At 60.8% G+C, this 12,719-nt stretch carries 9 protein-coding genes; 8 read left to right on the top strand and 1 reads right to left on the bottom strand.

The annotated features are described in order from the left end of the window. The first annotated feature begins 298 nt into the window (after positions 1-298). The 6 genes from fdrA (at position 299) to FYJ68_RS04670 (ending at position 9,697) form a co-directional block, all read left to right on the top strand. Entirely contained in the window at positions 299-3,304 is a 3,006-nt protein-coding gene (gene fdrA / locus FYJ68_RS04645; protein WP_154434488.1) for a bifunctional FdrA/YlbE family protein, read from the top strand. A gap of 40 nt (positions 3,305-3,344) precedes the next feature. Next, entirely contained in the window at positions 3,345-4,154 is an 810-nt protein-coding gene (locus FYJ68_RS04650) for an oxamate carbamoyltransferase subunit AllH family protein (protein ID WP_229772030.1), read from the top strand. A 30-nt stretch (positions 4,155-4,184) separates the two neighbouring features. Continuing rightward, positions 4,185-5,423: a dicarboxylate/amino acid:cation symporter gene (locus FYJ68_RS04655; protein WP_154434492.1), complete on the top strand. Its 1,239-nt coding sequence runs from the start codon at positions 4,185-4,187 to the stop codon at positions 5,421-5,423. Positions 5,424-5,508: 85 nt separating this feature from the next. Next, positions 5,509-6,768 carry a dicarboxylate/amino acid:cation symporter gene (locus tag FYJ68_RS04660; protein ID WP_154434494.1) on the top strand — a complete coding sequence of 420 codons (1,260 nt, stop codon included), beginning with the start codon at positions 5,509-5,511 and terminating at the stop codon, positions 6,766-6,768. Positions 6,769-6,964: 196 nt separating this feature from the next. Continuing rightward, the gene (locus FYJ68_RS04665; RefSeq protein WP_154434496.1) at positions 6,965-7,213 is read left to right on the top strand and encodes a putative toxin-antitoxin system toxin component, PIN family; all 249 of its coding nucleotides are present in this window, start codon (positions 6,965-6,967) and stop codon (positions 7,211-7,213) included. Positions 7,214-8,269: 1,056 nt separating this feature from the next. Next, positions 8,270-9,697: an MATE family efflux transporter gene (locus FYJ68_RS04670; protein ID WP_154434498.1), complete on the top strand. Its 1,428-nt coding sequence runs from the start codon at positions 8,270-8,272 to the stop codon at positions 9,695-9,697. Positions 9,698-9,753: 56 nt separating this feature from the next. On the opposite strand, the gene FYJ68_RS04675 is transcribed toward FYJ68_RS04670, so the two are convergent. Then, positions 9,754-10,650: a Cof-type HAD-IIB family hydrolase gene (locus FYJ68_RS04675; RefSeq protein WP_154434500.1), complete on the bottom strand. Its 897-nt coding sequence runs from the start codon at positions 10,648-10,650 to the stop codon at positions 9,754-9,756. A gap of 146 nt (positions 10,651-10,796) precedes the next feature. On the opposite strand from FYJ68_RS04675, the gene FYJ68_RS04680 reads away from it, so the two are divergent. Together FYJ68_RS04680 and FYJ68_RS04685 are read left to right on the top strand one after the other, a co-directional pair. Next, positions 10,797-11,570, top strand: coding sequence for an SDR family NAD(P)-dependent oxidoreductase (locus FYJ68_RS04680; protein WP_154434502.1), 774 nt, complete (start codon positions 10,797-10,799; stop codon positions 11,568-11,570). A gap of 100 nt (positions 11,571-11,670) precedes the next feature. After that, on the top strand, positions 11,671-12,666 hold the full coding sequence (locus tag FYJ68_RS04685; RefSeq protein WP_154434504.1) for an SIS domain-containing protein: 996 nt from the start codon (positions 11,671-11,673) through the stop codon (positions 12,664-12,666). Positions 12,667-12,719 lie beyond the last annotated feature (53 nt).

The following is a 12,719-nucleotide window of genomic DNA, read 5'->3' on the forward strand; positions in this document are numbered from 1 at the left end:
CTCGCCCCTTAGCACCGCTCCGTTTCCGCATCGGTCCCTTTTACAGAATGAAAACGGCATGAAAACGAATATTCATAAACAAAAATGCAAGTCTACCTCATGAACTTTACCGATAGACCCACAAAAAGACATTTCCCAATTGGGACAAGAATTGGCTCCAAGGTTATCCCCCGGTTGAAAAGACCTGGGCACATCGATGGAAGAGACTTGGCGCGAGACAAGACGCAGGGCTTGGCCGCCCCTGCGTGCAAGGTCAGGAACATCGTTGTGCGATGCGACGCAACCGAGGAGGTTACCCATGCTCCAGACAGTCGTGAAGAAGAACAGCTATCAGGACTCGATCAACCTCATGCTGCTCACCAACGCAATCAATGCGCTTGAGGGCGTGAACAAGTCCCAGATCATGATGGGGACGGATGCGAACAAGGACATCTTCAAGAATTCCGGGCTGCTCACCCCGGAGGCGGAGGCAGCAGACCCCAGCGACATGGTCATCGTTGTTGACTCCGACTCAGCCGACGTCCTAGACCTGGTGCTCGACAAAACCGAGGAGTTCCTCTCCGACCTCTCCGTGAAGCACGAGGCCTCCGGCCTGAAGGAGGTCGACTGCTGGGATGACGCCCTCGAGGAGCTGCCCGACGCAAACCTGGCGCTCTTCTCGACGCCAGGCGAGTACACCGCCCCAGAGATCGAGAAGGCGCTCGACCGTGGCCTCAACGTGTTCTCGTTCTCCGACAACATCTCGCTTGAGGACGAGGTTCGCCTCAAGCAGAAGGCGCACGAGAAGGGCCTCATGCTCATGGGCCCCGACTGTGGCACGGGCGTCATATCCTCCATTCCCATCGCGTTCACGAACGTGTCGAAGCCGGGGAACATCGGCATCGTCGGTGCGTCCGGAACCGGCATCCAGGAGGTTGCTGCAATCATCGACCGCTTGGGCGGTGGCCTGATCCATGCCATCGGAACGGGTGGTCGCGACCTCAGCAGCGAGGTGGGGGCCATCACGGTCAAGGATGCCATCGTCGGGCTCGAGAACCACGAGCCGACCGATGTGATCTGCGTCATCTCCAAGCCACCCGCGCCAGCCGTTCGCGATGAGGTGGTCGATCTCCTGGAGAAGTGCTCCAAGCCGGTCGTTGCCATCTTCCTGGGAGAAAAGCCCACACATCACCTGGGCAAGGTCTATCTGGCTCACACATTGGAAGAGACTGCCCACATCGCGGTGGACCTCGCCAACGGCAACCCTGTGAGGAAGAACTACCTCGAGCCGCTTGACTTCGAGTGCACCAACCCGCTTCCGGAGGAGAAGACCGTCATCGGGCTCTATTCCGGCGGAACCCTGGCAAACGAGGCGGGCATGCTCGTCTCCGAGGCGCTAGACCTCGGCGGCGTCGTGAAGGAGGACGGTTACATCCTCCATGCGAAGGGCTACGATGTCATCGACCTGGGCGACGACATCTACACCCAGGGCAAGCCGCATCCCATGATCGACCCTGAGGTCAGAATCGACTACATCCGCAAGTACGCCTCCATGCCCTCGACCGGCGTGATCCTCTTCGACTGCATGCTGGGCTATGGGTGCCATCCCGACATGGCGGGCGCACTTGCCCCGATTATCAGAGAGCAGCTGGACAAGGCGAAGGCCGAGGGTCGCGAGCTCTACTTCGTGGGTTCCGTTACCGGAACCGAGAACGACCCGCAGGACTACCACAAGTCCTTCCAGGAGCTCCGCGATGCCGGGGCGATCATGGAGACCTCCAACGCACGCGCAATCCGCCTCGCCCTTGAGCTCAAGGGGATCCACTTCACCGAGGAGGACCGCGAGGTCGTGCCGTACGAGGTCAAGGACGATTCGCCCCTCCCCGAGCCCAGCCCGCAGCTGGTCGAGCTCCTCAACACCACGCCACGCATCATCAACGTGGGCGTCAAGAGCTTTAACGAGTCGCTGCGTGACTACGGTGCGAAGACCGTTCAGTTCAACTGGAAGCCGCTCGCCGGTGGCAACAAGCGGATGATTCACCTGCTTGACGAACTGGACAAGCGTCGCGATGAGATTGACGCAGCCAACGAGCGCATGATCGCGCGCTTCAGGGAGTCGCAGCCGTTCCTGGTGGACGTCGTCCCCGCAAAGACCGTCATCCCCGAGCTCAACCGCGCCCGCAAGACCCTGCTCCATGCCGGTCCTCCCATCACCTGGGAGAACATGATGGGCCCGATGAGGGGCTCCTGCATCGGCGCGGCTCTCTTTGAGGGTTGGGCTAACACCGAGGAGGAGGCGCTCGCGCTCCTCGAGTCCGGCGAGGTCGAGTTCATTCCTTGCCACCACTGCCACGCGGTTGGTCCCATGGGTGGCATCACCTCCGCGAACATGGCGGTGCTTGTGGTGGAGAACAAGGCTGACGACACCGTTGCCTACTGCACGATGAACGAGGGCATCGGCAAGGTCCTGCGCTTTGGCGCCTACAGCCAGGAGGTGGTCGACCGCCTTCACTGGATGGCGGACGAGCTCGGCCCCGTGCTGGCAAAGGCACTTAAGCTCAAGGAGGGTGGAATCAACCTCTCCGTCCTCATCGCGCGCGCCATCACCCAGGGAGACGAGTTCCACCAGCGCAACATGGCCGCCTCCCTCAACTTCCTCAAGGAGGTCGCGCCCCTCATCGTCAAGACCGACGTGGACGAGGACGCCAAGGAGCGCGTGATCCAGTTCCTGGCGGATACCGACCAGTTCTTCCTCAACGTGATGATGGCGACGGGCAAGTCCATAGTGGACTACGCACGTGAGGACGAGGAGAGCTGCATCGTCACGACGATGACCCGCAACGGCTACGAGTTTGGCGTCCGCATTGGCGCGTGCGGGGACGAGTGGTTTACCGCGCCCGTCAACACGCCGCACGGCCTGTACTTCACCGGCTTCACCGAGGATGACGCCTGTCCCGACAACGGAGACTCCGCAATCTGCGAGACCGTGGGCGTCGGTGGCATGGCCATGGTCGCCGCCCCCGGCGTGACCCGTTTCGTGGGTGCGGGCGGCTTTGAGGACGCCCTTAACATCTCGAACGAGATGGAGAGGATTTGCGTGTCGCATAACCCCAACTGGACCATCCCGACCTGGGACTTCAAGGGCACCTGCCTTGGCATCGACATCCGAAAGGTGGTTGCCACGGGTATCACGCCGCTGATCAACACCGGCATCGCCCACAAGAAGGCGGGCCTGGGCCAGGTTGGCGCCGGAACGGTCAGGGCCCCGCTCGCCTGCTTCGAGAAGGCGCTCGAGGCGTACTGCGCGCGGCTTGGCATCGAGTAGGCAAGTGGGAGGGGGCGAGACATATCGCCTGGCGCAGGGCATGGTGAGCGACTATGCCCTCGCCAGGCTCGCCTCTCCGGCTGAGGGCGTGGTCCACAGCGTCTTCCGCTCGAGCCTCAACGTCTCGCTGCCAGGCATTCTCCTCCACGTGGGACCCATCTCCTCTGGGCTCTCGGTGCTCGGCATCGCCCTTCCGGACGAGATGGCAGAGAGGTTCGTGCGCTCGGTTCGCGTTGGTGGTCTCGTCCGGCTTGGCGACGGGGCGCTGGGCATCTGGTGCCAGGGAGGCGTGACTCGAATCAACCTTCGGGGCCTCGAGGAGCTCCCCTGCAAGGTCGATCGGCTGAGGGGGGCGGAGGCGGTGGGGCTGTGCGACCTCCTGCAGTCGATGGGCCTGGAGGGTCGGTTGGGCATCCCCCCGACAGGGGAGTTCGACCGGGTTGCGAAGATCCTCTCGCATGGCATTTTCGCAGACGAGGAGTCGATGGGATGTCTGCGGTGGCTTCTTGGACGGGGGAGGGGATTGACCCCCTCCGGCGACGACGTCCTGGTTGGGTATGGCATCGGCTCCCTCATGACGGGCAATGCAGAGCCCTTCCTGAGCCTGGTACGGCAGCTCGACCTCAGCCGCACCACGGCGGTGAGCGCGGCGTACCTGGGGGCGATGATGGACCGCTTTGCGAACTACGACTATCGGTTGCTCGCCGATCGTCTCGGGCGAGATGACCTCGAGGGGGCGAGGGAGGTCCTTGATGGGCTCCTCCGCTACGGGGCGACCTCCGGTGCTGACGGGTTGTTTGGCATGAGGCTCGCATTGGAGTCCGCCCTACGCAACCAGGTGGACGGCTAGGTTTCCAACAAATCGAAAGGTAGGTTCAAAATGGCAGAGACGAAGAAGAAGGTATCGTCTACGACCTGGATCGTGCTATCCATGGTCCTGGGTGTCATTGCTGGATTCGTCATCGGCGAGCCGATGACCCAGGTCAAGTTCATCGGCGACATCTTCTTCCATCTGGTGCAGATGGGCATCATCCCGTTCGTGATGTGCACCATCATCGAGGCGGTCGGCGCGCTCGACGCGAAGGCCCTCTCGGGCTACGGCCTCAAGGGCATTGCCTGGTTCGCCGGGTCGTCCCTCCTCGCGGCTGGAATCGGCCTCGTTCTTGCGGTGATCATCCAGCCTGGTGCAGGCATCGCCGCGGCGTCCGCCGCCGTCGACTACGAGGCCTCCAACGTCACGTTCCAGGACACCATCTCCGGGTTCTTTGGGTCAAACATCGTGTCCTCCATGAGCGAAGGCTCCATGGTCCAGTGCATCGTGTTCGCGATTGCCCTCGGTCTCGCCTGCTCCGCGTGGCGTAGGGCCCACGACAACGAGTGCCTCGTCTACGACGTGTGCAGTCAGCTCTCTAAGCTCATCCTGAACATCATCCGTGGCGTCATGAAGATCGCCCCGATCGGCATCTTCTGCTACGTGGGAGCGATGATTGGCAGCCTCGGCCTTGCCGTCCTCATCCCCGTTGCCATGTACCTTCTCGTCATGCTCATTGCAGTTGTGATCATGTTCGCCATCTGGATCGCGCTGGTCTCCGTGCGCTGCCACTACAACCCCGTCAAGCTCATCCAGAAGATGTGGCCGATGAGCGCGCTCGCCCTTGGCACGATTTCCTCCGCCGTCACGCTGCCCACCGCCCTCGAGGACACCAAGTCCAAGCTCGGTGCCGACCCCGAGATCGCCGACCTCCTCATGGCCCTCGGCATGCCGCTCAACTCCAACGGCGCTGCGATTCACCTTGCCGTCACGGCCCTCACGATCGCCCAGATCTACGGTGTAGCCTTCGGCCCCGGCGAGTTGGTCTACGTGTGGGTCATCTCCTTCCTCCTCTCCCTGGCAAACGCGGTCTCGCCTGGCGCCTCGCTTGTCTCGATGACCATGATCGTTCCTCAGCTCGGCCTTCCCATGGAGTCGATCGCCATCTTCGCCGGGCTGGAGTACCCCACCGGTGCACTCCGTACGATCCTCAACGTCGACGGCGACGTCTACACCTGCCTCATGGTCTCCGCCAGCGAGGGGAAGCTCCACCCCGAGGTGTTCAACGGGGAGGAGAAGGCCGCCTAGTCGTGTTTCGTTCCTTGGCCTGGGGGTGACGTGGGGCCGCTCCCAGGCCCATTCTCTTTTTTATCCAACTGGGTGAGGTGGAGACATGGCCAATCACGAAGTCGCTCGCTTTGGAAAGAAGTCCCCGACGAAGCTCATTGCTCTGTCAATGGTCGTTGGCTTCATCGCTGGCATGGTGGTCGGAAAGCCGATGGCGCAGGTGAAGTTCATCGGTGACATATTCTTCTCGCTCGTCCAGATGGGCATCATCCCGTTCGTGATGTGTACCATCATCGAGGCGGTGGGTGGGCTGACGACCCGAGACCTGTCCGATGTGGGCCTCAAGGGCATCGTCTGGTTTGCGGTCTCGTCGATACTCGCCTCCGGGTTTGGCATCGCCACCACGCTACTGTTTCAACCTGGCGCTGGACTGGATGGGAGTGCGCTGGTGCAAGGTGCTTCGGCCAACACGGTCCAGGCATCAAGTGGCACGTGGCAGGACACGGTGTCTGGATTCTTTGGCTCAAACATCGTCGCCTCGATGGGCGGCGGCTCAATGGTTCAGTGCATTGTCTTTGCCATAGCGCTCGGTCTCGTCTGCTCTGGCTGGCGGCAGATGCACGAGGGGCACTGTGTCGTGTACGACTTCTGCGTCGAGCTGGGCACCCTGCTCCTCTCCATCATCAGGGGTGTGATGACCGTCGCTCCGATAGGCATCTTTTGCTACGTGTCGGCAATGGTGGGGTCGCTTGGGGCGGAAGTGCTAATCCCCCTGCTCAAGTATCTGCTCGTACTGGCGGGTACGGTTCTCGTCTTCACATGCGTATGGATTGTCGTCGTTTGCGTACGCTGCGGGCTTTCCCCAGTCGTGCTCGTCCACAAAATGTGGCGCATGAGCGTGATGGCGCTCTCCACGACCTCAAGTGCGGTGACGCTTCCCGTGGAGATGGAGGACGCCAAGCAACGGCTTGGCATTCGTTCTGACATCGCGGACCTCGTGCTTCCGCTGGGCATGCCGCTCAACTCAAACGGAGCCTCGATTCACCTTGCCGTGACTGCGCTTACCATCTCTCAGATCTATGGGGTCACGTATGGTGGGGCGGAGCTTGTCTCGCTTGCAGTCATCTGCACGCTTCTCTCGTTGGCCAATGCCGTCGCCCCTGGTGCAGACCTTGTGTCCCTTGCGATGATCGTTCCCCAGCTGGGTCTGCCCCTGGACAGCATTGGCATCTTCGCCGGACTGACGTACCCGGTTGGTGCTATCAGGACGATCCTCAACGTCGACTCGGACGTGTACTGCGCCCTCATGGTCGCCGCGAACTACGAGGACGGAATCGATCGGGAGGTCTTCGAGGCGAGGAACTAGATTGCCGCGTCGTGGGCATGCGACAAGTTATTTCTGATTGCACGTCGATTGAAAGACGGAGAGGTCTATAGCATCTGAGTTTTCTCCAAGCTGAAGGTTTGCAATCGTTTCGTTCATACGCCCTGCTTGTTGGTGACTGGAAGCCGCGCCGCAGGTCTCGTAAGGATTAGGGGAATAGCCAGAGGTCATTGACGAAATGATTTCGCGCAAGCAGGGGAGCCTTGGCAGAGATGTTCTCGCACCTTTCGAAGCTGCACTTTCCTTCGTGGAGCCTCGGGCAAAGATTGAAATCTGTCGTGACCCAGATGATGATAAGTTCCTGGAATGTGCAATAGATGCTCGTGCCGTTCATGTCGTGAGCGGGGATAAAGACCTTCTCGCAATAGGTAAGTACGAGGGTGTGGAAATCGTCACAGCCGCCGAGTTTTGCGAGAGGTACCTGTAGGTGATTCCTTCTGCTAGATGGTAGTTCCGGCTGGAGAATCGGCGCTGATTCACGTGGTCAGATTTGGGGCTCTGAGCTCAAGATGGGGGTTAAGCCAGCTCGTTGCTAGAAGGGGTCACGCATGGCGTCTCGCGGGAGCGTCTCCATCGGGGAGATTGCGGTCTGCGAGTTTCTTGGTGCGGCTGACATCCCTTTCCAGGAGAAGTCCGTCGGCGACTTCTAGAACGAGACGGGAAGAATACCGGTGCCCGTAGTGGACCGTCTAGGCTTCTCGAGTCCGACCTCGGGAGACCGATCTCCGAAGAGCGCTCCGAGATTATTGCAACGATATACGGAATCCGGAGTCCGACGATCGCGTGCCGTTCCGCCGGCCAATGCCACTTGTAGGTAGTTGGTTGCGAGCTGCATGGGGCGCCGCGGCCACTGTGCGTCGCATGAAGTCCGAGCGCTCCTTTGCGTCTATTGCTCTGACCATCACGCTGGGAACTTGACGTTGACGCTGGCTAGGGATTCGTTGGAGAGCCATGGCCTGCCCTGCGGATGCACAACCCATTCACCGGGCTCCCTGGGGTAGTCTCCGCGCTTGCACGGCTTGTCGTGGCGCTCCGGCTCTTCGTCGGTGACCTACATTCTGAAGCCTTGCAGATATCGGTTTGCTTCACGCGGTAACGCGAAGGAAAAGAGATGACCCCGCTTGACCTGATGTACTCGAGCTCGCGTGCGGGTATTGTTAGCGCCGTATACGCCAGCGTTGGTGGACTCAACGTACGTTGCGCCTCTTGTTCTCAATTCGCATGCTAATCGAGCGGTGAAGGGAGAGGGGCTGCCCCCCTTGTCTGCCGTCGAACGTCCCCGCGTTACTGGCTAGGCATCTGAACAATCTCCCTTCCCGTTTGACTGGAAGCGAACGCCGTGTGCCGCTAGGCCTGGATGGGCCGTGTTGAAATTGGTATATAAATCAGCTGTAGTTATCTTTCTCTTGAGATGAAGCGCAAGTGGGTGCGCACCTCTGTCCCTTTGGGGGAGACCCGCCCACTGCGCTTGGGGGACGTTCGGATGGAATCGTATGGCGAGAAGCTGACTGAGGTACTGGCGAGGCCGGACATCCCAAAAAGGCGAGAGGCCATCAGCCTCATTCTGCACCTGGGCCTACCCGCGGTGCTCGCGGAGGTGAGCACGACCGTGATGCAGTACATCGATACTGCAATGGTCGGGAGCCTGGGCGCCAATGCTTCCGCCGCGATTGGTGTGGTGCAAACGACAACCTGGCTTCTGTTTGGTTGTTGCGAGTGCGCTGCCTTGGGCTTCTCCATCCAGGTCGCACAGTTCCTTGGCGCCGGAAGGGACCGTGCCGCGCGCAACGCGGCGTGTCAGGGGCTGGTGGTGTGCAGCGCGTTCTCCCTCGTAATCGCATTCGTTGGAATGGCCCTCTCCAAGTCAGTGCCAAGGTGGCTTGGAGGTCCGGCGGGCGTGCTGGACGATGCGGCGGGGTACTTCTTCTTCATGAGCGCGTTCATGCCCGTGGTGATGTTGCAGCGGTATGGTGCCCTCATGCTTCAGTGTACCGGGGACATGGCTACCCCAAGCATCATCAACGTGGTGTCGTGCTTCCTGGACGTGGTTTTCAACTTCCTCCTCATCATGCCGGGGGCTGTCCATTCCCTTGGCGGGGTCTCGGTATTTGTCCCTGGTGCGGGAATGGGCGTGCGCGGCGCGGCAGCCGGGACGGGCGTGGCCACCGCTGCCGCGGCCTTCCCCATGCTCTGGTTCGTGTTTGGGCGAAGTGGAAGGCTCTCTCTTCGGAGGGGAGCCAGCTGGACGCCGGGGAAGCCCTGTCTGCGAAGTGCGCTTGTCCTGAGCGCACCTCTCTTCCTGGAACGCTTCGTGATGAACGGTGCCTACATAGCTCAGACCATCGTGGTTGCTCCGTTGGGGACCATTGCCGTCGCCGCCAACTCGATTGCGACTACTGCCGAAAGCGTCTGCTACATGCCGGGGTATGGCCTCTCGCAGGCAGCCACCACGCTGGTGGGACAGGCCTTTGGCTCGGGGAGGCGTGACATGGCGAAGGCCTTCGGCAACTATTCGGCCCTGCTGGGAGTCCTTCTCATGGGGGCAGCTGGCGGCATGATGTGGTTGCTTGCCCCCCAGGTGATGGCAATCCTCTCGTCTGATCCGGCCGTCTCCGCCCTTGGGTGCAGCGTCCTCAGGATCGAGGCATTCGCGGAGCCACTCTATGGTGCCGCGATGGTCATCCCCGGCGGGCTGAGGGGCGCGGGGGACACCGTCGCCCCGAGCCTCATCAACCTTGGGTCAATGTGGGCGATCAGGATTCCCCTGATGGTGCTTCTCGCCCCAAGGCTGGGACTCGTGGGAATCTGGAGCGCGATGTGCATCGAGCTGAATGCGCGTGGGTGTCTCATGCTGGCTCGCCTGCTTAGGGGAAGGTGGCTGAACAGGTCCTCCGTCACCGAGACGCACTAGGGGATGGCGCTCGGGTCTCTGCGCATCCCGGGGACGCCTCTCTGAGACTGACGGCCCTACAGCCCGAAGATGCTCTCGAGCGTGACGAGTACCCCCGACTCCTGGTTTGAGGGGCATATGGAGTCAGCGGCCTCCTTGGCCCGCACGGAGGCGTTTTCCATTGCGTAGCCCCAGCCTGCCTCCCTGAGCATTTCGACGTCGTTCTCGCTGTCCCCAAAGGCGACACATTCGGATGCCGAGAGACCCCAGCGGCTGCAGAGGAGTCGCAGTGCGCTGGCCTTGGTGCATCCGGGGACCATGAGGTCAATCGAGCCATTTCCCGAGACAACGGGAACGAGCGCGCTCTCAAGGGCATCCGAGAGCTCCCCGGCGACCTCCCCCTCGCTTCCGTCTTCCACCGAGAGCGAGAACTTCAAGGGGGTATCGTCGACGTCGGCGAGGTCGTCAACCCATTCTATTCTTGTGAAGTACCTGGACATGGTCCTGAAGAACCTATCGCTGGCGGTACCGCGCTGAACGTGGCAGCACCTCCGCCCGCAGAGGGCGGCTTCTGCCCTTCCGTCGTCCTGGATCACCTGCCAAGTGCGTGCGAGTACCTCCGCCTCCATCGAAACGCACGAGAGTACCTCTCCGTCCACGACGGTAAGAGCTCCGTTTTCGGCAACGTATGCGAGCTCACGGTCGTCCTCGAAGAAGCTTCTAAGCTGGTAGTACTGATTTCCGCTTGCAATGACAAAGCGACAGCCTGCCCCTTGAATCGCGCTGAGTATCCTTGCAAATCGGACCCTGTCGTAGCCGCCATGGTCGTCAAGGAAGGTTCCGTCCATGTCGGTGGCAACCAGTCGAGGAAGATTCGCGTTTGGTTCGGAGTGGGACGGGTCTGACGGGCTGTTGGCTCTCTGGCCGAGCGTTTGCATCCTGGGCTCCTTCGGGGCGTTCTGGCGCGTTTGCATCCCTGGGCGTTCGCGTCAGCTCTTGGCGGATTTATTCTTGAAAGCAGGGACTAAATAAGTTAATACGAAATATATACCATTGCGGTAGCGTGTACGCCAGGAAAGCGAGGCACCTGCTTCGCCATGCAAGCGTGAGAGGAGTTCTCATGGAAGGAATCAAGGGCAAGGTGGCCATCGTGACAGGTGCCGCGAGTGGCATCGGCAAGGCCACCGCAAAGCGATTCGCGGACGAGGGCGCCCTCGTCGCGATGCTCGACCTCCGCAAGGAGGCAATCGAGGAGGCGGCAAGGGACCTCGGTCTTGAGGAGGGCTCCTTCGTCGCCCTGCCTGTTGACGTGACGAAGGACGACCAGGTTAGCTCGGCGGTCGACGCCGTTGTGGAGAGGTTCGGTCGCATTGACGTTCTCTGCAACATTGCCGGGATTGGCGGAAAGGTCGGGCCGGTCGAGGACCAGCCGGTGTCAGACGCACGGACGGTCATCGAGGTCAACCTCCTTGGGACCTACTGCATGATCAATCATGTCCTGCCGATAATGAAGTCCCAGAACGAGGGCGTGATCCTGAACACGGCTTCCGTTGACGGGACCGCCTGCTATGCGTACGAGGCCCCCTATGCGATGAGCAAGGCGGCCGTCATCCACCTCACCCAGTGCCTGGCAAACGAGAATGGCAACACGATTCGCGTCAACTGCGTCTCTCCTGGTTGGGTCAAGACGCCGATGATGGACGAGACGGCAGACGGCTTTGGTGACATGGACTACCAAAACGAGGGCGACCTCGTGGATTATGGACCCCTTGGCCGTGCGGAGGAGCCTTCTGAGATAGCTGGCATATTCGCCTTCCTGGCCTCCGATGACGCGAAGATCCTCAACGGCGTTGACATCCATGCCGACGGGGGGAAGTACCTCGGGAAGCAGTAGTACGTTCGCCTGAATGGGCAGGTCAGGGATTTGCCCGGACTACGTGCTCGCGTTAATGACGGACTAGTCGTGTGGGAGATAGCGAAAGGAAAGTATCGTAATGATCAAGTATGACAAGCAGCACGAGCTCGACAGCGTAAACGGGGCGCTTGCGATTCGCCCAACGGTCGAGAAGGTCGTGGACGAGATTTGCGACAGGGGCTACGACCTCATCTGCTTCATGGGGATTGGCGGTACCTGGGCGTCGTCCCTTCAAGTTGAGTCCCACATCAAGGAGTTGAGCGACCTCCCGGTCCTGGTCGAGAACGCCGGCCAGTTCAACGCCATGGGGAACAAGCGCATCACCGACAAGAGCGTGGTCGTGTTCTCGTCCGTTTCTGGCAACACCGCCGAGATGGTCGTCGCCATGGAGACGCTCAAGGCAAGGGGCGTGACGACCATCGGGTTCGTCGATGTTTCAGACGCCCCTCTCGCCAAGGACGCGACGTATTGCATCACGTACCCCGAGAACGAGCAGCTCAAGTTCTTCATGGTCGCGGACCGCTTCATGAAGAATGCCGGGCAGTTCCCGCAGTACGACGAGTACTACGCGCAGCTCGATGCCCATCTTGCCGAGGCGCTGGTGAGTGTCGCCGAGGCGTCGGACGAGTTTGCATGCCACTTTGCGCAGGAGCACCACGACGACCAGATGCACTACTTCGTCGGAGCGGGGGAGCAGTACGGCTCCACATACTCCTACGCCATGTGCTACTGGGAGGAGCAGCACTGGCTTCGCACGAAGTCCATCCATGCGGCAGAGTTCTTCCATGGCATGCTTGAGGTCGTTGACAGGGACACGAACGTAACGGTGTTCCTCGGCGAGGATGCGGAGCGTCCCCTGGCGGAGCGGGTTGCACGGTTCCTGCCCAGGGTATGCGCCCGGTATACGCTCATCGATTCTAAGGACTATGAGTTGGAGGGGATTTCCCCGGAGTATCGTGGCTATCTCAGCCATCTTGTGACGCATCAGGTCACCAATCGCATCGACGTCCACATCGAGCGCATCAACTGCCACCCGATGGAGATCCGTCGCTACTATCGTCAGCTCAAGTATTAGGGAATGTGGCGGGGCCATCCCACACGGGGCGGCCCCGCGTCCTTCTTTAAGAA

The sequence above is a fragment of the Olsenella porci genome (assembly GCF_009695875.1).
Classification (GTDB): Bacteria; Actinomycetota; Coriobacteriia; order Coriobacteriales; family Atopobiaceae; genus Olsenella_H; species Olsenella_H porci.

Coding starts and splice junctions, on each gene's coding strand:
- fdrA (WP_154434488.1), top strand. CDS start 299: ATGCTCCAGACAGTCGTGAAGAAGAACAGCTATCAGGACTCGATCAAC.
- FYJ68_RS04650 (WP_229772030.1), top strand. CDS start 3,345: ATGGTGAGCGACTATGCCCTCGCCAGGCTCGCCTCTCCGGCTGAGGGC.
- FYJ68_RS04655 (WP_154434492.1), top strand. CDS start 4,185: ATGGCAGAGACGAAGAAGAAGGTATCGTCTACGACCTGGATCGTGCTA.
- FYJ68_RS04660 (WP_154434494.1), top strand. CDS start 5,509: ATGGCCAATCACGAAGTCGCTCGCTTTGGAAAGAAGTCCCCGACGAAG.
- FYJ68_RS04665 (WP_154434496.1), top strand. CDS start 6,965: ATGATTTCGCGCAAGCAGGGGAGCCTTGGCAGAGATGTTCTCGCACCT.
- FYJ68_RS04670 (WP_154434498.1), top strand. CDS start 8,270: ATGGAATCGTATGGCGAGAAGCTGACTGAGGTACTGGCGAGGCCGGAC.
- FYJ68_RS04675 (WP_154434500.1), bottom strand. CDS start 10,650: ATGCAAACGCGCCAGAACGCCCCGAAGGAGCCCAGGATGCAAACGCTC.
- FYJ68_RS04680 (WP_154434502.1), top strand. CDS start 10,797: ATGGAAGGAATCAAGGGCAAGGTGGCCATCGTGACAGGTGCCGCGAGT.
- FYJ68_RS04685 (WP_154434504.1), top strand. CDS start 11,671: ATGATCAAGTATGACAAGCAGCACGAGCTCGACAGCGTAAACGGGGCG.